We start from the raw sequence: 21,883 nt of genomic DNA, 5'->3' as shown, positions 1-21,883 counted from the left end.
CCTCCTATTTCATATTTTTCTCTATCCTTTCTTTAGCTATTTGACAGTAGTCTTTGTTTATGTCAATTCCAATATATTCTCTGTCCATCCTAATAGCTACCATTCCAACAGTTCCTGAACCCATAAAGGGATCAAGAATTAAGCCTTTTTTAGGACATCCTGCTTTTATACAAAGTTCTACCAGTTTTGGTGGAAATACCGCATAGTGTTTTCCTTTAAATGCACTGGTGTTAATAGTCCAAATATCTCTATTGTTTCTAAACTTAGGGACATTATCTCCTATATATTCTCCATACTCTCTTGCTTCATTTATGCTCTGTCTTTTAGCTCCTGTACCTTCTTGTAAATACTTATTATTCTTTCCTCTTGCCCTCATATATCTGTTCTTGCTTATTTCTTTTATTGGTTCTTTCATAGCGTCAAAGTCATAGAAATACTTTCTTGCTTTTGATAGTAGAAAGATATGTTCATAGGACCTTGATGGTCTATCTCTACAAGACTCAGGCATGGCATTTTCCTTATGCCAAATAATATCGCTTCGTAAATACCAACCTTCCTCTCTTAATTTTAAAGCTAGTTGCCAAGGTATCCCCATTAAGTCTTTTGCCTTGTAGCCACTGAGTTTTTCTGTAATAGACTCTTTTTGACCACTTCTTCCTTCTATGTTTTTAGGATCTTTATATTCTCTTTTGCTTCTTGTCCCTGCATAAGAATCTCCAATAACTACCCAAAGTGTTCCTTCTTTTTTTAATACTCTTTTTACTTCTCTAAAGACTTCAATTAATTTATTTAAATATTCCTCCGGACTTTCTTCTCTTTCAATTTGTCCTTCTGCTTTATAATCTCTAAGTCCATAATATGGAGGAGATGTAATACAGCAATCAAATGTTCTATCTGGAAATTCCTTTAGAGCAGAAATTGCATCTAAATTAATAATATAGTTAGTTTTTAACTTCTCTCTGTCTATCAATTTCTATCCCTTCCTTTAATTCTTCTGGTTTAGTTGTCATTAACTTATACAATTTTGTATCTTTAGGGAATCTATCTACAAAAGGTACTATTGTGTTTCCGTAGAATAGTAATCCCTCTCCCTCATTGGAATTTGTTACGTAGGATAACTGATAAAGAGATATATTTAACTTGTTAGCTAAAATTTCCCTATCACCACTAGCTTGATTAAGCATTAAGATAAAATCTGTGTTATCAAATATATTTTCTATTTCAGGACTGGCTAAAAGGTCCTTTACATTTTGAGTTAAACCTGTTGGAATACCTCCCCATTTTCTAAATCTCTTCCAAATTTCTATGGAATATGAGGCTGTTTGTTCTTCTCTTAAAAGCAAATGGAATTCGTCACAGTAATATCTGGTTTCCTTCTTATTTCTATTAATAGTTACTCTATTCCACACTTGATCTTGAACAATTAACATACCTATTTTTCTAAGTTGCTTTCCTAATTCCTTAATGTCATAACAAAGAATTCTATTTCCTGTATCTACATTAGTCCTATGGTTAAATACATTAAGACTACCTTTGACATAAATTTCCATTTCTACCGCTAATTTTTTCCCTACATTTTCTTCTTGTTTTAAAAGTAAATTATATAAATCTTCTAAAATTGGCATATTTTCAGGAATGGGATTGTCGAAGTAATCCTTATATAATATTGGAAGACATCTATCAATTACTGAAGTTTCTTCTGCACTTAATCCTTCCTTTCCTACTACAAGTTCAAACAGTGAAAGAATAAAGTCAGACTTTAAAGATAAGGGATTGTCTTCATCGGCATAGTCTACATTTATATCCAACGGGTTTATATAATCCTTACTTGTTGGCGATATTTTTATAACTTCTCCACCTAATGCCTTAGTTAAATTTCCATACTCACCTTCAGGATCACAGATAATGATGTCATCTTGTGTGATTAAAAAAGCATTGGTAATTTCTCTTTTAGCTGAAAAAGATTTACCGCTACCAGGCGTTCCAAGTATTAAACCGTTTGGATTCTTTAAAAGCTTTCTATCCGTCATAATGATGTTACGACTTAAAGCATTTAATCCGTAGTATAAGCTCTCTCCTTCTAAGCACAACTCTTCTGTTGTAAAAGGAATAAAGACTGCTGTAGAGCTAGTTGTAAGTCCTCTTTTTATTTCGATTTCTTTTTTTCCAAGTGGCAGGGAGGAAATTAGTCCTTGTTCCTGTCTATAGTTAAGATTTTTCAATACACAATTATGCCTACCTGCTATTGAATTTAGTTGAAAGATTATATTACTCAATTTCTTTCTACTTTTTTCCATATTTGTAAACAAAATAGTTATGACAAACATTCTCTCATTATGATTTTGAAGTTCTACCAATAGTTTCTTAGCATCATTACCATAGGTAATTAAATCGCTTGGAAGAATATCAATATCATATCCTGATCTTATAGCCTTCTTATTTTCTTCAATTTTCATTTTATCCAAGTCTGTTATTTTTCTCTTAATCATCTTTATAGCTTCTGTTTGATCAATGGAATTTATATGAAATGTTACAATCATATTTTCTTCAACCCCTAAAAATTCTTATAATAATCTATCTGATAATTCAGGTGCTAGAATTTGTAGAAAGTTGACTTCTCCAAAGTATTCTCCAATTTTAAATTGATTGTTAGATGAAAAGTTAAATGATGCTGGTACTATATAATCCTTAGTAGATAGTCCACTATATTTTAGGTCTTCAAAGGAAAAAACAAAATTCTTATTCGGATTTAATATATCGTGAATAACCTTTAACCTTTCATATCCACTTAATACATAAGCTTTTACTCCCATCTTCTTAAAGTTATTTAATATATCCATTTCCATTCTTTCAAGTCTTGTAGTTGCCTCTTTTAAATCTTGTGCTTGTAAGCTAAAGGTGATATACATATATTTAGTAAGTCCATTATTTCCTTTTTGACTCTGATTTTTTAGCATTTCCCTGTACTCTTTTCGTATTTCATTATATGAATCGTTTCTATCCGGAACATTGATGTTTTTTTCTACTTCTTCATTTTTTCCTATGCGATTAATATATGAAAGTTCTATATCAACACTTGGATCAAAATAGTTTAAAAAACTTGAAAATTCATTAAATATACTTTCCTTATCTTCTTCTGTTGAAAGCTGGTAGTTAATATCTAAAAAACGAATCATTTTATTAAATTTGTTCTTCTCAACTTGGCAAATCCCATTTCTCAACATTCTTAAATAAGGGATTGTTTCCTGAACGCTCTTTTTCTTCTTCCCACCAAAAAAGGAAAGCTTCTTTTTGGGCTTTCCTTTTTCTTTAGAAATATTTGCTTTTTTCATCTTTTTTTGACTTATACTAATGCTTTTTAAATCTTCTTTTTGTTTTTTTAAATTTCTTTTTTCTTGATTTAATTTTTTCTGTTGTTTTTTCTGTATTTGATTCATTTACTCCTTTCCTTTCTTTGTTTCTTTATATCATAAATACATTCTGTCTTGTATATCCTTATACTTGTCTGTCTTTTCTTATCTATAATATACTTTAAATATTTTTCAAAATAGATCCCGTCCTTTTCATAAAGAGTTGCAAATATTATAGGAAAAGACACACCTATCATAATTAACATAGATAGGTCATTAGGCAGCACTTTTTTTACCATTAAATATACTGGAAAGCCTATTAGACCTGCAATTGTAAAGCCAATTAATTGTCTTTTTGTTAGATTTAGAGCTACCTTTGTTTTTACTTTTGTTAAGTCCTTTGGGACATTTACATAAGCCATTATTCTAAACCCTCTAAGTATAAGCCATATATATCTTCTCTGTCCAGATCTTCTAATGATTTTCCCATATTCACTGCTATTTCTAAGACTTTTTCATCCGTTTCTTCTCTATTATCTAAAACTTCCGATATTTTTCTTATAATCATTCTATTTTGTATTTCTCTTGTAATATATCCTCCTATTAAAAGTATTGGGAGTCCTATTGTTCCAAGTGTTTTTAAATTAATTTTATTGTCTTTTTTTCTTCTAATTTTCATCATCTTCTCCTTTTTTATTAATGAGCATTTAAAATTGATTTTGCAATACTTCCTGATTTCATCATAGTTATACCAAGTATTAAGGTGTATCCTAGTAATTCAAAAATACTTTTGTGTATGTCTGATATATTTAAAGTCTTAACAAGTACGGCATAAATTCCTACGCATATAAGTAAGAATAAACCTTGCAAGCCAAGTGCGAAGAGCCCTCTTATATAGTTTGTTCCAATACTTCCCCATTCTTTATTACCCATTGTGGCAAAAGGTATGGCGCAAACTGAAGTATAAATATATATTTCTATCATCCTGCCGTATAGAATAACTGTAATGAGTATTGATATCCCTTGAATTATCATCTTTACAATTGCTGTCTCTAATACTATAGTCATTAATTTTCCTATTGACTCTCCTTTTAGGCTATCTACCATATTAGCTATATCACCTGGAGAAACTTTTGCACTAGCATTTGCCACACCTGCTGCCTTTCCTATTAAATTCTGTGCCACATCAAATACTGCCATAGAAAAGTCAAAAGCATGAGATACAAGCCATACTGCTATCCACATTTTTATCATATATTTAAAAAAATCAAAGGTATCTGTGTCATGCATATTATTTTTGTTCATTACCATTTGAATTAATTCAATACATAGTACAGCCGTTATGATAAGACCTGCTATGGGAAGTATAACATTTTCTGAAATAGACTTTATGAAGTGAAAAACCTCCGAGTTCCATCCGCTCGGAGTCTTTCCTACCTCATTTGCTATCGTTGATACTTTGTCATTTATATCAAGGAGCATTCCGCTTAAATTTTCCTTGATCATATCAATAAGTATCTCCGAAAAAAACTCTTTGATCTTATCTACTATATTAAACATTTTATTTTAACACGTTTGCTAATAGCGGTATTAGTTTTAAACCTATGAGTACAATTCCCCCTCCAGCCATAAGCTGCTTTATGCCTTGAGATTTAGCACCAGGGTTGTCATTCCCATAACCTTCCATCAGGTTGATAACACCCCATGCTCCAAGCCCTGCACCAATTGCTGTAACTAATATTTTTAATACATTTACTGCTTGTGTAAAAAATTCCATTTATATTTCCTCCTCTTTTTCTTATTTTTCAATTTTATTTATGTGCTTTACGATAAAATTTTTAAATGTCTTGTCTTCTTTTTTTGTTTCCTTAAAATATCCAAAAATATGGATGTATTCTCCACTTTTAAATTCCTTAACACTTTTTGCCTTTTCTCCGTAGAGATTACAGTAGATATATTCTTTTTTAACCTTTTCTTCTTTGTTCTTTCTAACTATTGTGAAGTTAGCTACTTCTTTTTCTCCTTCCTTTGTATCTATTGAAGTTGTTTTTATTTCTCCTACTAGATTTCCATTAATATTTATCATTTCTCTATCCATTAATTTCTTCTCCTTAATCTATAAATTTCAATTAAAAAAGCGACTGAACTTATATTTCAATCGCTAAATGTCTTATATATTAAATTATTTTAAGTAGGACTTCTTATCCTTACCATTTTAACCTCCTAATTTTGAGTATAAAAAAAGACGATAGAGTTTTTAATTTCTATCGCCTAACATCTATCTGTATTAATTTTTTTCATTCAAAAAAATAGTTTCTGTTTACTTGTGATAGTCTTCTATTTTATCCTCATATTTTTTTATAAGTTCTCGTGAATAAACTTTTTTGTTTTTTGAATCTCTAACTTCTTTCCAAAGAATGGAGGCTACTTTTAATTTATTCGAGTAGTTGTAACTATTTTCGTCTGCACAGAAATCCTTTAAAAATTTATTCCATTGACAAACCGAATTATCATACTTAGCATAATTTGATTTCCCATAATAAACTTTTAGCATATCTTGAATTGTAAAACTCAAATCATTTTCTCTTTTTACTTTTCTCCAAGCAGTAGCCATATCAGCAGTAAATTTAAATGGCGAAACATCTGTTAAAATTGAGAAATACTCTCTGAAATGTGTGTTAAAGGAGAACCCGCATTCAAGTAATGGAGTATCTAAGGTAATAGTTTCTACTTGTTTCTTTTCATTTTTTATTGATGACTTTTTAATCAAATCACCCTTAAAGTACTGCTCAATAATATAATTGAGTTCCTGTTTTGTACCTCTGTATTCTAATCCTAATGTCTTGCATATCTGTGAAAGTTCTTCATGATACCAATAGTATTTATTAAACTCATCAAACGATGTGATTTTATCAAACTCAGGTCTACTTTCTATCAATATTTTATCTCCTTAAACTAATTTACCTAATTCTTTTCCCAATTTTCATTTTCTTACGCCATTCTGGTGCTAATCCATCATCAGACCAATATTCATCCATTTCAATAATCAAATCATCTTTAAGATGAATAAAGCTTACTACATGAAAAGACTCACTATTATCTCTTGGAAAGACTCGGCAAGCCAGAATAATAGTATTTGCATTTTCTTCGATTCGTTCTATTTCTCCATTCCAGTTTCCTGGATATTCACAATTTGCTTTTATATACTCATCTAAGGTAAATACCTCATTTGTGCAATGCCATTTTATTACAGCATTTCTTTGAAAATATTTCATAAGATCTTCTGCATTTTGTGATAAAACTGTTTTGAAAAATCTATTTGTGTCCATAATTTAAAATCATCCCTTTGAAACTTTTTCATTGAATAGATCTCCACCAACCACTAATTTTCCTGTATCAACATTATAGATATTAAGATAAACTTGATATAGAAAATCCAATTTCCGTATAAATACAGCAATTAAGCATTATTCATCTATTAAAAAATCAACTGTTTTACCATGTATTTACTATGATTGAATATGATTCTTGATATGACGAAAAAATATAGGGAGATTGCACGTATGATGAAATCGTGTGTCTCCCTCTAACAAACTATCTAAAATTTTCTACATTTATAACTCTGGAAAAGTAACTGCACAAATTCATGTTGTGAGTTACCATGATTATAGTAATTCCCTTTTCATTCAATTCTTTCAGAAGTTTCATCACTATCATTTCGTTCTCTTTATCAAGTCCAGAAGTTGGTTCATCAGCTAATATAATCTGGCTTCCTTGCAAAATTAATTTAATAATTGCAATTCGCTGCTGCTCTCCACCGCTTAGCTGATATACTTTTTTGTTAAGCATATCACTCAACTCAAATTGCTTCAAATACTCATTGATTATTTTCAGCTTTTCTTTCTTTTTCATTTTTTTATATTCAAGAGCTAATTTTAAATTCCATAATACGCTTTCATCTTCTATTAGTCCATAATTTTGAAACAGATATCCTATAGTATATCTCCTCAAAATCATAGCATTTTTGCTGTTTACGGACAAATTTTGATGACTATCAATAGTGATTGTTCCCTCAGATATATCAGTAATCAATCCAATTATATTTAAAAGTGTCGTTTTGCCTGCACCACTTTTGCCTACAAGTCCTACAAACTCGCCCTTTTCTATTTCTAAAGATAAATTTTCAAATAGAACCTGATTTTTTCCATATTCTTTTTTGATATTCTTCAATGTAATCAATGACATACTTACGCCCCCTTTTCAATCTCATATAAAGAGTTTAAGATATAAACTCTATAAAGCAACTCGCAGAATATATAGTCAATAAGTATAATCGCAAAAAGACAAGCAAAATAATAATTTATAACAGTTAATACGCCCGATATAATTAGTTCGATACCCCAAAAAATATAACGATTTTTCAGTGTTCTAAAATGAGAAAATCCTAAAATCTCTTTTGCTGCATATCTCTTTCGATTTACAACAATGTCTACATAGTTTGAAATATACAAAATAAACAGTAAGGAAACTATAAAGACAATCGTAAACATAGTGAGCGTTTTAAGAACAAATTTTACATTTTCAAGTTGCATTAAATAAGGTGTAAGTAATGTTCCGGCTGTAACTAATTTCTCGAAATTATATTCTGCTAACAGAGAAGAAAATTCTTCTCTTGACTCCATTTGAAAAAATAGACATCTTCTATTTAAGGAATCCAAATAGTAAAGCCCTCCAAAATCGCCCGTATCAACAATGATAATTGGGTCAGTCATGTCTGAAAAACCATTTTCTGTATTAACTTTTACCGTAGAATCATCATCTATATAGACAACATTAAATTTATCAATAGATTTTTCTTCTCCCGGTATTTTATAAAATTGATCGTAGTTCATCAATCGGAAATATTCTTGCTTAATATATTCTTTAATAGAATTTTCATCGCTCTTATATTTATGAGGAACTAATACTGTTGGCTCATTAAATATATCCTCTCCCAATAGTTTTCCATTGAGCCTGATATTTGAGAATTCACTCAGATAATTTCTATTTGCTATAACAAGCTGTTGTTCATAATAGGGGCGTGATGTCTGTAAACCACTGTCCTTCTTAAAATCACAAAGTAAAGAATGGTTATGATTGTACATTTCTAATGTTTGTTCAGAGTAGCTTTCTAATATGTCTATGTTTGCTAAGGCATAATCATATTCTGATGAATTAAAGCCATTAGCGGTATAATATCCATCCAGATACTTATAATCTAAAACAGCTTGTTGGCTTTGTTTAAATGAGTTTCCTTGATTTAACAATGAAATAATAGTAATCGTGATTATTACTGAAAAAACTATTTTTACAGCCTGAACTATAATGTTTATGCCGCTATTTAAAGTCTTATTTTTTATCATTGCTTCCAAAGAAACAAATTTAATTAAAATACTTGTAATTAAAACACAAATTATATTTATAGCTAAAACAATAGTAAAGAAAAGTATACTTGTTGCTAAATAAGAAAATTCAAATCGGTTTGTTAATGCGTAATACAAATTTAGCAAGCAAATTAATACTGAGCATATTACAACAAAATATTTTATTATACTAGCAATTTGCTCTTTTAAAATATGCACAGTAGAAAAGCCCATACTTTTTTTAATACCTATTTTTTTCAAACTATAGGATGTATAAATACAGTATATTATTTGAAGCACAATATACAAGATTACAAAATTAAAAAGATTCAATTTTAACACCATACTATACGGTATAGCTTCATTTTCAAAATCACTTATTGCAACAGACAGTTGAGATGCTATCTCTTTTATTTCATCGGATCGTAAGTCTGTATAGAATACACCAACACTATCTAAAAAATCTTCCTTTTGCAATTCATGATATTGAAGCGAAATAGACTTAGATATAGGTTGCTTTTGTGCAAATTCATTTAATGGATAGCAATATAAATCATAAACGGATTTATCTGTAGAAGTGAGCGTATTATTAATAAGTTCTAATTTGTTTTGAGAATATTCTTCTGTAAATATTTTATAAAATTTGTCGAGAATTTCTGGAGACGTTTCTTCTAAAACATACCCCTTCAAATTCTCGGAAGAAATGTTATTCTTTTCGTAAATGTTGTAAATAGAAGTATTAAAAATATATGCGAAGAGTATTATTTCAAGAAAAATAAAAATCTTTAAAAATTTTTTCATAACCTACGCCCTTTCTCTAAATAAATATACAAAATAAGGCGTGGCAAATAGCCCCGCCCTATGTGTTTGAACAGATTTACTTAATAAGGATAATAATCATACCAGGATGTTTCGTTCGCCCACCAAACCCTCTTTGCATCTTTGTAAGCGTAGTTTGATAAGAATCCACTAGTATATGTATTCCCGCCGACCTTTACAGTTGCCTTTACCATATAGTTACGACTAATACCTGCTCTACGACCGATTTCGGAATATACAATGGTGTCTGTTTGTCCCCCATTATAATACAAATCCCCACGCGCTACATCAATAGCCCACGCTGTAATTGGTGCACTCATCACCATAACTGCTGCTACAAGACCAACTACTTTCATCTTCATCTTCTTTGCTGTCATTCGCTAGATCTCCTTTCCACTTTTTATGGTTTTGTGCCACGTACTATTTCTATCAGTTTCATTATAACACATCTTTAATATGATGTCAAACGTTTTCTTTTTTATTTTATACTTTACACCTATATATCTGTTTCAATTTGTACATAATGCATAAAATTCTAAAGCCGATATTAGTATTTTTCCTGATTGTACTTTTGGAGTAAAAACGAAGTGTCTGTGATAAATTCCCTTTCAAACTTTATAGGAATTGTATAATATAGATGTTTATTTTCCTCTTGTCCGCTACAAACAGAAAAGATAAATCTCTGTCAAGAGCCTGCCACTTATTTAGAAGTGGTTCTTACACTCTTGATTTCGCTTTTTGTTTGCTGTATCTTCTGCAAAGAGGGAAAAGGTTACTTGTCATCATCAAAGCAGCAATTCTTTAACGCTTCCTGTAAAAGCTCCATATCTTTTTTTGAGCCTGTGTCTATCCTTTTAAAAGTATAGTAAGGTGTTCTATATTTGTGTCTATCTGTGCTTTCCCAAAACATATCCATACTTTATATATCATCATAGCAGTCTAATATTCTTAAAATTTTTAAATGCTGATAAATTCTTTACCATGGTAAAAGTCGAATGCTTCTATATTTTTCCTCTGATATAGTCGATTATATATTTAACCTATTTATTTTATAACTTGATTTTAACTTTACCCTATCTCTATTTGTTAGATACTCTTCAACATCAAACAAGTTTTTCTTATCATAGTCTTCCAACAACTTGTAATTCTTATGTTTTGTGATATCAAACTTATCAGATAAGAAAGGTCTTACTCCTCTTAACTGATAAATACACTTACCACCATCCATTACAGTTATTTCAATAAAATTTTATAAAACTTTATTAAGATTTTCTTTGATTCCTTATAAATCAAGTTTAAAGGACTATAAGAATTTAAATCTCTTGTTCAAATTCATCTTCAAAACTAATAATATCGTTAGGAGTGCAAGATAGAGCCTTACATATTCTTTCTAAATTCTTAAATGTAATTGGTTTATCCTTGCCCATTTGTGCCATAACATTTGTTGTAAGTCCTGCCATAACTATTACATCTGTTTTCTTTAATCCTTTTTTTGGTAACTGTATCCATAATGGTTTATAGTTAAGTGCCATAATATTCCTCTTTTTCTTCTTTTTTAACCTTTCCTTCTTCTTTGTTCTTTCTAACTATTGTGAAGTTAGCTACCTCTTTTTCTCCTTCCTTTGTATCTATTGCAGTTATTTTTATTTCTCCTACTAGATTTCCATTAATATTTAGCATTTCTCTTTCCATTTGTTCTATCTCCTTTATTCCATAAAAAAAGCGATAGTTTTCTCTATCGCTTCTACTTCTAATTCATTAATATTTCATTTTTCTCTGTATCTTATTTTTTCGGCTCATCTCGTATATATTTCATCCTTCCTCCTTTGGGCATAAAAAAACACCGAAATGTTTTTTTCGGTGTAAATTTCTCTATTTAATTTTATGGTTTTAGTAGTTCTTTCCAGTTTTCTATAAAGCCAACATGTCTTAATTCAATATTTTCATATCTTGCTATTAGTGCTGTTAGATCATGATAAAATTTTTTGTAATTTTCTTCTTCGGAAACTATTTTAAGATTAACTAATGTAGCAAATATTGTATTGTTTGAAATATTATTTTTTAAATATTCTTTATATAGCTTTGGTGATTTTGTAAGCTTTGCTCCATATAGCCTGCCATAATGGGCACATATATTTCTTATATAGGCAAAATTTTCTATCCAAGATTCAAAGTAATGGTAGTCTGTATGAAAGACTTTTGCAATTTTACTTTTATCTTCATTTTTCATATTCTTATACATTTTAGATAAAGTTCCAAAACTTGCTACTTCTATCACTGCATAGAGTGGAATTTCTCCACCTTCATAATTGTCTTTAAAGTTTTTTATAAATGGTGAGCGTCTATTTCTTTTAACTTCCCTTGCTAATTCTTCTAGTACCCTTTCTTGTTCCTTTTGTTTCTCAAAATTATTCATATCTTTATATGAAAAGTTCCCATATCTTAAAGAAAAATAGTTTGTGATAACTGCTCTTAAAGAAACTTCAATATGCTCTATTGTTTCAAATATAAGCTGTCTAAGTTCTCTATCAAATTTATATAAACTTACAATATCTTCAAAACTTATTCCTGATATATATCTTCCATCTTTTTTTAATGTGATACTATAAGCTTTAATCAGCCTGTAATAGGATATTCTTCCAAGAATTTTCTTAGCATAAGTTTTATCTTCTACTAAAAGTCCTAAGTCTATTAAGTTTTTTACTTGATTTTCTATACTAATCGGTTCTTGATGAATTTTTTTCATTTTTTCTCCTAAAATCAAATGACCCGACTTGGTCCGCATTGTTAAGAGGCGTGTCGGGTACTGTTGACATTATTATATGTTATAAAATATTTTTTGTCAAGTATTTTCTTTTAATCTTTCCTAATATCTATCTTACTTCTTATTTAATTTTAAATTTATTCATCTAATATTTCAACTACCATACTTTCTTTTAACTTAACCTCATCTTTTCTCTGTAGGTATTTCTCTATGTCAAATATATTTCTCTTGTCATAATCTTCAAGGAACTTATAGTTCTTATGTTTGGTTATGTCAAATTTATCTGAAAGAAATGGTCTAACTCCTCTTAATTGGTAGATACATTTCCCACCATCCATTACAGTTATTTCATCTTGACTCATTAATTCTTTTCCAGTTTTTTGATAGTTTAAACCAAAACTCTTTTGATTTGATCTTGTTTCTGATGTGTTATATAGGTCTATGGTTTCTTTGCCTAGGCTTTCAGATAATTCTTTTAATGTTGTTCTTTCTTTGCCTCCTAAAAATAACGTCGAATCACAATTGCCAACTATGGTATCTGCATTATCTTTATAGATACTTTTTAGTTGTGATTGTGCTTGTAATATTATACAAGCTGATATTTCTCTACTTCTAATAGTTGCTATCAGCTTTTCAAATTTAGGAATTAAGCCGATATTTGCGAATTCATCAAGTAGGCATCTCACATGAATAGGAAGTCTTCCGCCATATTCATCATCTGCTTTATCACATAATAGATTAAATAATTGTGAGTACATTATTGATACTACAAAGTTAAATGTATCATCTGTATCTGATATTATTACGAATAAAGCTGTTTTCTTTTCTCCAAGTGTATCAAGCTCCAGTTCATCTTCTCTCATTAAGTCCCTAAGTTCCTGAATATCAAATGGAGCAAGCCTTGCTCCACAGGATATAAGGATTGATTTGGCAGTTTTTCCTGCTGCAAGTTTGTATTTCTTATATTGTTTTACTGCGAAATGGTTTGGCTTTTCTTTTTCTAATGCTTCAAACATATAGTCTACTGCATTTTTAAAATTTTCATCTTCTTCTCTTACCTCACTTGCATCTATCATAGCAAGTAGAGTTGTAAAGTTCTGTTCTTCTTTAGGAGCTTCATACCAGATATATCCTATAAGTGCTGTGTAATAGAGTTTTTCAGCTTTCACCCAAAAATCCTCAGTTGATTTTTCTCCTTCTCCCTTAGTATTTGCAATTATTGTTTGTACTAATTTCAAAATATCTTTTTCACTTTTCAAGTATGCAAAGGGATTATATCTCATGGATTTTTTAAAGTTTATTGTGTTTAGTATTTTTATCTCATATCCATTTCTTTCCAACATTTTCCCACATTCCAAGACTAATGTTCCTTTTGGATCGGTTACTACATATGAAGAGTGCATTTGCATGAGATTTGGCTTTACAAAAAACCTTGTTTTACCACTACCAGAACCTCCAATTACCAATACATTTTTATTTCTCGCATATTTTGGATTTTTAGGTCTATTGTTCATGGTAAGTCTTTCAGTTTGAGTTAATAGCACATTGTTTTCAAACTTCTTGTCAATGTATGGCTCAATGTCTTTTTCATTTCCCCATCTTGCCGACCCATATTCTCTGCCCTCTCTAAACTTTTTTGCATTTTTCTTTTTCTGTATAAGGATTAACTTAATAACTACTGATAGAATTAGACTGGGTATCATGTTTTTTATTTTTAATGATGGAATATAGTTTAAAGTATCTATTTGACTAAAAGCTACTAGAATTCTATCTATTATATCTCCTCCTACATAAGAGTTGACATGGCTTGCAAAGATATTTCCTATATAAAAAAATAAGAGGTAAGGAAGATTTTCTAATACAAATTTCTTCTTATCTCTTATCTTAAAAACATTTTTTATATCTTTTATTATTTCATTTAGTATTTTCGAATTAATCACTTCCTCTCCATAAAAAAGAGTAGATTTCTCTACCCATTAGTATTTTATTTATCTTTTTTATATCTTATTACTGGAACTTGTTTTATTTTTTTACCTATCTTTTTTCTTTCCAAGACAAAAATCATATTTTCATTTCTTTTAAAATATCCTAAATCTTTATGGTAGCTTATACCACACTTGCAATGTAGTAGGCCTATAAATTGTTGTTTCATCTTTCTTTTACATTTTGGGCAAATATTTTTCTTCATTTCATACACTTATACTTTACTTTCAAAGGTAGCTTTTAGTTTCTTTCCTAATGCTTATGTTATCATTTTTTATCTATATATAAGAGAAATTCTTCTACTGGATGATTCCAATCTTCTTTTTCATAGTATTCAACAATAAAGCTATTCATGCCTTCTCATCATATATATTATATATCCAAGTGTTTTTATTATAAACTTTGTTCCTGATGTTTATGTTTAACCTTATCTCTGTCAATAGTATCTTTGACTTTATCCTTGAAGTTATTAAGCCTTTCTATTAAAGATTTTCTTTTTCTTGACTTATCTTTATTAAATTTCTGGACTGTCTTTTTAAAAGCTTGTTCCATTACTTTTATATCTTTTGCTTGAAAAAAGATAATGTTGTTTCCATTTTCTAAATCTTTCTTTATGGAAAATTTCACCCCATATCTTTTTAATTCTTTTTTCAATGCTTTTAAGTCTATGTCATTTAATTCTAAGGTTTCTACTTTACCTTTTTTTACAAGGTCTTTTACTTTTACTTTTTTAAATTTTTCTAAGGGTCTTGACTGTTCTGTCTGTGCTTTATGTTTATTTATTTCTAATATTTTCTTCATCAAATTTATAACTTGCTTGGCTGTTACTATACTTGCTTTTTTTACTATGGCTATTGTTCTGCTATTTATATCATCATTTTGCATTCACTCACCTACTTTCATTCTTTTTTTAATATTTCATAGGCTAATTTTGATTTCTCCTTCATTTTTTCTATTCTTCTATTTTCTCCTGTAAATATAATGGGACTGCATATTTCAAGTATCCTTGAGTAAATTCTTTTATCTTTTATAGTTTCAGGATTAGTTAAAGCTGATATATTTAAGTTTGTTGTTATAATTAGAGGTTTCCCACTTCTATATCTACTATCTATTATGTTAAAGATATGCTCAGCTGCAAAATCTGTATCTCTTTCCATTCCAAAATCATCAATAATTAATAGTTTCTTATGATTTAGGTTATCTATATACTTACTCTTATCAATCTCAAAGTTAGTCATATCATTTAAAATTACTGAAAAATTTGTCATTTTGACTGATATTTCTTTTTCTAGTAAAGCATTTGCTATAGCACTTGCAAGATATGTTTTTCCACATCCCACATTCCCTGTGAGAATTAATCCTATATTATTTTCATATATTTCATCAAATTTTTCCACATAGTTTTTTGCTACTTTTTCATGCTCACTATCTTTGTCCATATTTTTAAAATTCCAATTTAATAGGATAGGATCGGAAAAACACTCTTTTTTTAAGTGTTCAATTTTTAAAAGCCTTTTATTTTCTTTTCTTTTTTCTTCCTCTAATTTTTGTCTTTCTTTTTCACATTGACATAAAATACCAACTTTTTTTATTTCTCCAAAGAAGTCTATTTCTTTTTCAATTGGTGTTTTACATTTTGCACAATATTTTAATCCTGTTTCTTGATCTATATAACTCCTATTTTCTTCATCATTTGATGGACTATTTGTTTCTGCATTTTTTATTTTCTGTTCTAGGATTTCTTTTATTAATTCCATATACTCATCTCCTATCAAGTATTTAAAATTTCTCTCCAAATATCCTCATCATTACTATAGTCATAATTTTCTCTTTTCTGATCTTCTCTCTTTATGACTTCTATGTTTCTAATATTTTCATCTGCATTGTATAAGAGAGTCAGTAGATAGGCATTAATGTTTTTAATATCCTTTGGAGCATTTTCTCTTAGGTATTTCAAAACATAGTCTATGTGTTTATAGTTAAGACTTAGAAATCTATCTTTAAAATTTTCATTGGATATATGCCTCCCTCCTATTTTAATCTTTGTAAAGCTAGTTAATGCCTTTACAAGTACATTTATCATTACATCTACTTGCTTCTTTTCTTCTATTCTTACTTTTTCAAAGGTTTCATAAGATATATTCTTTTTTATAGTTTCTTTTAATTCTTCCTCCTCCAAAGTTTTTTTTGATTTTTCTCCTAGCTTTTCTAAGGGGGATATGGGGGTGGTATTATTATAATCAGTATTATTAGTTTCAGTATTATTAATATTAGTATTATTAGAGTCCTCTTTTGAAACTTCTTGAGGTTTGTTTTCTAAACTTCCTGAAGTTTGTTTTTTAAACTTCTTGAGGTTTGCTTTTGAAACTTCTGTAGTTTTATTATTTTCTGTGTAAATAAAGTTCTTTACATAGAGTAAATTTGGCTTTCCAAGTCCTAACCTCTTTTTTTCTAATAATCCTATCTCTTCAATTTCTTTCATTACTTTGACCGATTTATTTCTCCCCCAATTTAATACTTCCATAATTTCTTCTATGGTATAGATGATGTATACCTTGTTTTCTTCATCTAACCATTTATTCTTAATTGACAAGCTCATTCTATCGAGTAGAATTCCATAAAGAATTTTTGCTTCTACGGATAGTTTTTTAAAGTTTAAGTCGGTAAATAAAGTTTTGGGAATCCTAAAAAATGAATATTGTTCTGCTTCATTGCCATAATAGTATTCAAATTTAACTATTTCTTTCATCATAACCCCCTTTCTTTTCATATAAAAAGAGATAGCTTTGATTTTGCTATCTCTTTTTCATCGTTTTAATCTATTTATTTTTATATTTAAATTGCTTTTATTCTTTCATTCACCTCTTCTATCACTTCTATAATAAAATATCCTAGCACTTGTAAACCATAAGGACTAAAAAGATATGCTAGTATAATTGCCTCTATTGCGAGTGCTTTTTCTCCATGATAAACAGATCCCAAAAATCCCATAATAGCGATAAATGAAATCAGTTTAAAAAATATTGTACTAAGTCCTAATACAAACGTTAAAAATAGAGTGATGATACTTAACGCTATACTAATAGGAAACAATATGATTTTGAAAAAAACTCTAAATATTATCATATTATCTTCAATCCTTATTACTTATGTTTTCTTTTCTTTTTTGTTAATTTAATAAAAAAGATGACAGACTTAATCCTAAATCGTCTTGTTTAAAAGTTTTGTGGAAGCTTTAAACTTTGATTTTAATGGATTTATTGTATCTGTCATCATTATATCACTGTCCCCACAACCACTTTCTCCAATAAAAGCAACTACTTCTCCCTTTTTAATTTCTAAATTAATATTCTTTAGAGTATCTTTCGAATCCTTTTGATATGAGAAGCTTAAGTTTTTAAGTTCAATCATCTATATTGCACCCTCCAAAAGATATAGCCCCAATGTTACAAAAATCGTTAATATTAGTATAATGTAATCATTTATTCTAAATTTAATAACTCTTCTTGATGTATGAATTCCCTTTGCTGAAATACCTCTAACTTCTGAAGCTGCAGCCAATTCTTCTGAAACATTAGAAGAAGAAAACATCATAGGTACGAAGAGATATTCCATCGTTGTAAAGGGCTTTTTAAATGAAATAAGCCCCCTTAATTTTAGTGAATCAATAATTTCTAAAAACTCACTTTTAACTACTGGAAAAAATCTCAACATAAAAATTAATGGTAGCGCTATATTTCTATGAACTTTAAATTTTTTCATAAATGCCATTAGCTCCCCTGGAGATGTTTTTACAATTGGTATTACAGATAAAAAAATCACCAGAGATCTGAGAACAATAAAAAGAAACATATCTGGAAGCATAACTCCAAATCCATTACCTTCAGATATAGTCCTCATTAAACTTATTAATATTATTACAATAGCAATTCTTGCAGCAATTTTTAAATATCCTAATATCGTACTATAAATTATTAGGATGGCGGTTAGCAAAAAAAATACAGTATCATTGGACAATACTGATGCCAAAAATACTGTACATAAAAATACCGCAAACTTGGAACGTAGATCCAAATGCATTACTTTATTATTCCTGTCTTTTTAAAATGTTTTTCTGTCATTTTATATCCTAAATAGCATCCACAAATAGCCGCCACTACTGTAAGTGCTAAAGAAATACAAACCCATTTAGGATCTGTATAATACTTTGTCTGAATTTGTATTTGTTCTTCAGATACTCCTGTTTTAAGAAAAGCATCTCTAAAAAACCAAATTTCACTCATACCATGGGCTGCTCTAGTTAGTGATGTGATAATCCAAGCAATAGTAATTCTCTTTGGATCTCTATAACTATCTTTACCTAAAAGTGCCAGTTCTGCAAGAATTCCTCCGCCTAAAAACCAAGGGAACATAAAAGGACCCATGAAAAGTGCAGCCATTATCGCATGAAGTAAATTATAAATAAGTGCCACTCCAGGCTTTCCAACTCTCATAGCCATATAATAGAAAAATGGTCCTAAAATTAATGCCACAAATACAGCATTAAGAATCATATTAAAAAATAAAGATGCACCAGTTATCATGGAAAAGGCAAGAAAAACTACAATCATTATTGCCGAAAAAATACCTATAGTCGCTAGGTCCTTTATTGATAATCTTTTTGTGTTATCCATAAAAATTCCTCCTTCTTTTTTGATTTATATTTATGATAACAATTCGTCTTTTTTATTTCTTGACCAATTAGACTTAAAAAGCTATTTCAGACAATTTTTTATATTCAGAAGGAGTAATATTGTATTTCTTTTTAAAAGCATTTGAGAATTTTGAATGATCAGTATAACCAACTTCTATTGCAATCTCAGTAATTGTAAGAGATGAATTTTTAAGTAGTTCTGCTCCCTTCTCGAGTCTATTTTTTATTATAGTTTCGTTTATTGTCTCTCCAAAAATGCTTTTATAACAATTTTTCATTGTAGTTATTTTTATATTAAAAATTTCCGATAACTCATCATATGTCAAAGTTTTGTTAAAATTGTTAGAAATATATTCATTGATTCTCTTTACTATATCGATGTTACTCTTAAGAAAATATTGTCTTTCGCTATAATATTCATTGTTCTTAATAGTTTTTAAATATAAGAACAATTCTTGAAATTTAACCTTTAAATATTCAATAACTACATCTTCTGGAACTTTATAAATTTCATAAAAAATATGCTTTATTTCAGGTGTAGATCTTTGAATAAAAAGTTTATCATTCTGGCACAATTCTCTAAGTATTAAATCATAACTAATCCCATACATCTTTTCTAAATTATGTATTTCATCATCAAACTCTGAAGGTGTTATATAAAAAGTTACACCATGATAATGATTTATTGGAAAGAAAGACTCCTTTGATCTATTGTTTAAAGGATTAATTGCAAAATCTCCAGCCTCCATATATGTCACAGTACCATCTCTTAAAATACATTCAAATCTTCCTTCTCTACAGTGATTTATTTCGTATCTTTTGTCATAATTTTTAGATTCATATATATTTGAAGTTATTTTAGAAGTATGCCTGTCGTTATAAAAAACTTTTATACCTTTAAATACATCATATTCAGTTACAATATATTTTTCATCTTCTGATTTATTGAATTGATAAATTTTTCCCTTTTTATTTTTAATTATCTCATTTTTGTTTCTTCCATAAAGATGACTCATAAAATCCATGACATCGACCTCAATTCTAAATTGATATGTATTATCATATTTATTGTATCAAATTTATTAGAAAAAATTAATTAATATTTTGAGAAAATTCTAATATTGATTTTAAAAAAATAAAGACTCTATAATATTTTAGGATTACCATAAGATATTATAGAGCCTTAATAATACAAAAAAGCAGCTCTAATATTAGAACTGCTTTAAAATCTTTATTATGTTTTAATTACAATACTCTTGTTGCATTTACATATCTTTGTTCGTAATATCCTTCTGAAAGTGAAGATGTAATTACTTTCTTTTGTCCTGAAGATGCGTGAATAAACTGTCCATCACCAATGTAAATACCAACATGGCTTACGCCGCTTCCAGTTGTATTAAAGAATACTAAATCTCCTTGTTGTAAATCTGATTTTGATACTTGGGTACCAAATCCAGATTGTTCTCTTGAAGATCTAGGAAGTGAAATTCCAAGTTCATTTTTATAAATTGAATAAATAAGTCCTGAACAGTCATATCCTGCTTTACCAGTATCTCCATATACATATGTAGATCCTAATTTATCTTGAGCAGAAGAGATAACTTGAGCTGCTTTTGAGCCATTAGCAGGTGATGCTTTTTTAATTTGAGAATTTTCTTTCTTTTCTTCTTTTTTCTCAGTTTCTTTAGCTTGTGCTTCTTTAGCCTTAATTATTTCTTTTTCAATTTCATCTTGGTACTCATCTCTGTCAACCTTAACTCCCGCTGTTATGTCAAGATTTGGATAAGCAACACTATATTTAATACCATTGTCTACAATGATGAAATTTCCATTTATAAAGTCAATAACATTAACTGTTTGACCTTTTTTAAGTTGTAATTTTTGTCCTTGCATATTAGCTGCAACAACGTCTTTTTTAACTTTAATTTCTGTGATATTTTCTTTTGACTGAGAAACTTTTTCTAATGCTTTTCTATCAACATTTCCAACAGTTCCGTCACTACATTTAACTTTTATTGTATTTTCTTCAGATGAAACTCCAACTACTACTTCATCTACGAATAGACTTCTTATAATTTGTCCATTGTCATCTAAGATTGGACTAGCTTTAACTACTTTGTAGTTTGGTGCATCAACTTCTGTAAGTAAAATCTTTTCTTGTGGAATAGTAACCTTAGCTTTTCCCTTGGATACATAATATGTAGATCCATTATTTTCTAAGATTTCTACTTTTTCTCCAATTGAAAATTCTATTTCATTACCGCTATATGTTTTTTGTACATGTTCGTTAATAAATACTCCCGTATCTTTCATACCTACAACAGATACTGCACATAGTGCAAATAATCCTAGGGGCAATTTATTTTTTAAGGAAAACAATACTAACAACTCCTATACTATTAATAATCTATTTACAAAAAATTTCTTTTTTCCATCTAACTTTTTTATCTTTTAATAGTATAGCAAAATTATTACAAAAAAACAACAAAAAGTTACAAAAAAGTTAAATTCTTTTTAACCTTTTTGTAACTTTTTAAAATAAGTAAGTCTATAAGCCGCGTTCTGTTTTGTCAATTATCTATCTTGGGCTAAAGTTGCCATTAGCCTCTAGCAACCTACCTACCGGCAGATACGAGCAGCATCTGTTGTTCCTATTTGGTTTTGCTCCGAATGGGGTTTACATAGCATTATTATCACTAATAATCTGGTGAGCTCTTACCTCGCCTTTCCACCCTTACCATTAATGGCGGTATCTCTCTGTTGCACTATCCTTAGGGTCGCCCCCACTGGCCGTTAGCCAGCATCCTTGCTCTGTGGAGCGCGGACTTTCCTCGCACATGGCGCAATTGACCAACTTACTTACCAATTAATT

The 21,883-nt window shown here is 29.2% G+C and carries 25 protein-coding genes, 1 other RNA gene and 2 pseudogenes; all 28 read right to left on the bottom strand.

The features are described 5' to 3' along the window. Positions 1 to 4: 4 nt before the first annotated feature. The 28 genes and pseudogenes from KQI68_RS09110 to rnpB all read right to left on the bottom strand — a co-directional run bounded on the left by KQI68_RS09110 (position 5) and on the right by rnpB (position 21,873). Positions 5 to 970, bottom strand: a complete 966-nt coding sequence (locus KQI68_RS09110) for a DNA-methyltransferase (RefSeq protein WP_216549819.1) — start codon at positions 968 to 970, stop codon at positions 5 to 7. After that, positions 942 to 3,437: pseudogene (locus tag KQI68_RS09105) on the bottom strand (VirB4-like conjugal transfer ATPase, CD1110 family). Before KQI68_RS09105 ends, KQI68_RS09110 begins: the two are co-directional and overlap by 29 nt. After that, positions 3,434 to 3,772: a PrgI family protein gene (locus tag KQI68_RS09100; RefSeq protein WP_002838958.1), complete on the bottom strand. Its 339-nt coding sequence runs from the start codon at positions 3,770 to 3,772 to the stop codon at positions 3,434 to 3,436. Before KQI68_RS09100 ends, KQI68_RS09105 begins: the two are co-directional and overlap by 4 nt. Then, positions 3,772 to 4,029 carry a hypothetical protein gene (locus tag KQI68_RS09095; RefSeq protein ID WP_216549818.1) on the bottom strand — a complete coding sequence of 86 codons (258 nt, stop codon included), beginning with the start codon at positions 4,027 to 4,029 and terminating at the stop codon, positions 3,772 to 3,774. The genes KQI68_RS09100 and KQI68_RS09095 overlap by 1 nt, the downstream gene beginning before the upstream one ends. A gap of 17 nt (positions 4,030 to 4,046) precedes the next feature. Further along, on the bottom strand, positions 4,047 to 4,910 hold the full coding sequence (locus tag KQI68_RS09090) for a VirB6/TrbL-like conjugal transfer protein, CD1112 family (protein WP_025194490.1): 864 nt from the start codon (positions 4,908 to 4,910) through the stop codon (positions 4,047 to 4,049). A 1-nt stretch (position 4,911) separates the two neighbouring features. Beyond that, a complete protein-coding gene (locus KQI68_RS09085) occupies positions 4,912 to 5,127 on the bottom strand; it encodes a Maff2 family mobile element protein (protein ID WP_002838961.1) in 216 nt (71 codons plus the stop codon). Between the two features lie 21 nt (positions 5,128 to 5,148). Continuing rightward, positions 5,149 to 5,448 (bottom strand): single-stranded DNA-binding protein, encoded by a 300-nt coding sequence (locus tag KQI68_RS09080; RefSeq protein ID WP_216549817.1) that lies wholly within the window; start codon positions 5,446 to 5,448, stop codon positions 5,149 to 5,151. Between the two features lie 222 nt (positions 5,449 to 5,670). Beyond that, entirely contained in the window at positions 5,671 to 6,288 is a 618-nt protein-coding gene (locus tag KQI68_RS09075) for an SAP domain-containing protein (protein ID WP_006740600.1), read from the bottom strand. A 22-nt stretch (positions 6,289 to 6,310) separates the two neighbouring features. Next, positions 6,311 to 6,679 carry a nuclear transport factor 2 family protein gene (locus tag KQI68_RS09070; protein WP_216549816.1) on the bottom strand — a complete coding sequence of 123 codons (369 nt, stop codon included), beginning with the start codon at positions 6,677 to 6,679 and terminating at the stop codon, positions 6,311 to 6,313. 265 nt (positions 6,680 to 6,944) lie between these two features. After that, positions 6,945 to 7,595 (bottom strand): ATP-binding cassette domain-containing protein, encoded by a 651-nt coding sequence (locus KQI68_RS09065; protein WP_216549815.1) that lies wholly within the window; start codon positions 7,593 to 7,595, stop codon positions 6,945 to 6,947. A 2-nt stretch (positions 7,596 to 7,597) separates the two neighbouring features. Further along, complete coding sequence (locus KQI68_RS09060) at positions 7,598 to 9,553, bottom strand: hypothetical protein (RefSeq protein WP_216549814.1); 1,956 nt, start codon at positions 9,551 to 9,553, stop codon at positions 7,598 to 7,600. An 80-nt stretch (positions 9,554 to 9,633) separates the two neighbouring features. Next, positions 9,634 to 9,948, bottom strand: coding sequence for a hypothetical protein (locus tag KQI68_RS09055; RefSeq protein WP_060929675.1), 315 nt, complete (start codon positions 9,946 to 9,948; stop codon positions 9,634 to 9,636). A gap of 650 nt (positions 9,949 to 10,598) precedes the next feature. Continuing rightward, positions 10,599 to 10,811, bottom strand: a pseudogene (locus tag KQI68_RS09050) (VirD4-like conjugal transfer protein, CD1115 family); the annotation flags it as partial. Positions 10,812 to 10,884: 73 nt separating this feature from the next. Continuing rightward, positions 10,885 to 11,103: a helix-turn-helix domain-containing protein gene (locus tag KQI68_RS09045; protein ID WP_216549813.1), complete on the bottom strand. Its 219-nt coding sequence runs from the start codon at positions 11,101 to 11,103 to the stop codon at positions 10,885 to 10,887. Further along, positions 11,093 to 11,263 carry a hypothetical protein gene (locus tag KQI68_RS09040; RefSeq protein WP_246541299.1) on the bottom strand — a complete coding sequence of 57 codons (171 nt, stop codon included), beginning with the start codon at positions 11,261 to 11,263 and terminating at the stop codon, positions 11,093 to 11,095. Before KQI68_RS09040 ends, KQI68_RS09045 begins: the two co-directional genes overlap by 11 nt. Positions 11,264 to 11,453: 190 nt before the next feature. After that, positions 11,454 to 12,317 (bottom strand): Abi family protein, encoded by an 864-nt coding sequence (locus KQI68_RS09035; RefSeq protein ID WP_070736944.1) that lies wholly within the window; start codon positions 12,315 to 12,317, stop codon positions 11,454 to 11,456. Positions 12,318 to 12,472: 155 nt separating this feature from the next. Beyond that, entirely contained in the window at positions 12,473 to 14,275 is a 1,803-nt protein-coding gene (locus KQI68_RS09030; protein WP_425516612.1) for a VirD4-like conjugal transfer protein, CD1115 family, read from the bottom strand. 44 nt (positions 14,276 to 14,319) lie between these two features. Then, positions 14,320 to 14,523, bottom strand: a complete 204-nt coding sequence (locus KQI68_RS09025) for a hypothetical protein (RefSeq protein ID WP_019107276.1) — start codon at positions 14,521 to 14,523, stop codon at positions 14,320 to 14,322. Between the two features lie 188 nt (positions 14,524 to 14,711). Beyond that, positions 14,712 to 15,203, bottom strand: coding sequence for a PcfB family protein (locus KQI68_RS09020; RefSeq protein WP_036762058.1), 492 nt, complete (start codon positions 15,201 to 15,203; stop codon positions 14,712 to 14,714). Positions 15,204 to 15,217: 14 nt separating this feature from the next. Then, the gene (locus tag KQI68_RS09015; protein ID WP_216549812.1) at positions 15,218 to 16,075 is read right to left on the bottom strand and encodes an ATP-binding protein; all 858 of its coding nucleotides are present in this window, start codon (positions 16,073 to 16,075) and stop codon (positions 15,218 to 15,220) included. 14 nt (positions 16,076 to 16,089) lie between these two features. Next, the gene (locus KQI68_RS09010; protein WP_216549811.1) at positions 16,090 to 17,067 is read right to left on the bottom strand and encodes a replication initiator protein A; all 978 of its coding nucleotides are present in this window, start codon (positions 17,065 to 17,067) and stop codon (positions 16,090 to 16,092) included. 86 nt (positions 17,068 to 17,153) lie between these two features. Further along, entirely contained in the window at positions 17,154 to 17,444 is a 291-nt protein-coding gene (locus KQI68_RS09005) for a CD1845 family protein (RefSeq protein ID WP_216549810.1), read from the bottom strand. A 75-nt stretch (positions 17,445 to 17,519) separates the two neighbouring features. Next, a complete protein-coding gene (locus tag KQI68_RS09000) occupies positions 17,520 to 17,729 on the bottom strand; it encodes an ATP-binding cassette domain-containing protein (protein WP_246541298.1) in 210 nt (69 codons plus the stop codon). Continuing rightward, positions 17,730 to 18,347, bottom strand: coding sequence for an energy-coupling factor transporter transmembrane component T family protein (locus tag KQI68_RS08995; RefSeq protein ID WP_246541297.1), 618 nt, complete (start codon positions 18,345 to 18,347; stop codon positions 17,730 to 17,732). A 50-nt stretch (positions 18,348 to 18,397) separates the two neighbouring features. Beyond that, positions 18,398 to 18,991, bottom strand: a complete 594-nt coding sequence (locus KQI68_RS08990) for an MptD family putative ECF transporter S component (RefSeq protein WP_216549808.1) — start codon at positions 18,989 to 18,991, stop codon at positions 18,398 to 18,400. Between the two features lie 73 nt (positions 18,992 to 19,064). Next, positions 19,065 to 20,036, bottom strand: coding sequence for a helix-turn-helix domain-containing protein (locus tag KQI68_RS08985; protein ID WP_216549807.1), 972 nt, complete (start codon positions 20,034 to 20,036; stop codon positions 19,065 to 19,067). A gap of 220 nt (positions 20,037 to 20,256) precedes the next feature. Beyond that, positions 20,257 to 21,390, bottom strand: coding sequence for an NlpC/P60 family protein (locus KQI68_RS08980; protein WP_216549806.1), 1,134 nt, complete (start codon positions 21,388 to 21,390; stop codon positions 20,257 to 20,259). Between the two features lie 156 nt (positions 21,391 to 21,546). Then, positions 21,547 to 21,873, bottom strand: an RNA gene (gene rnpB, locus KQI68_RS08975) — RNase P RNA component class A. Positions 21,874 to 21,883 lie beyond the last annotated feature (10 nt).

The sequence above is a fragment of the Peptoniphilus ovalis genome, assembly GCF_018919265.1.
In the GTDB taxonomy this organism is placed as follows: Bacteria; Bacillota; Clostridia; order Tissierellales; family Peptoniphilaceae; genus Peptoniphilus_A; species Peptoniphilus_A ovalis.
This window is presented reverse-complemented; position numbering and strand designations above follow the sequence as displayed.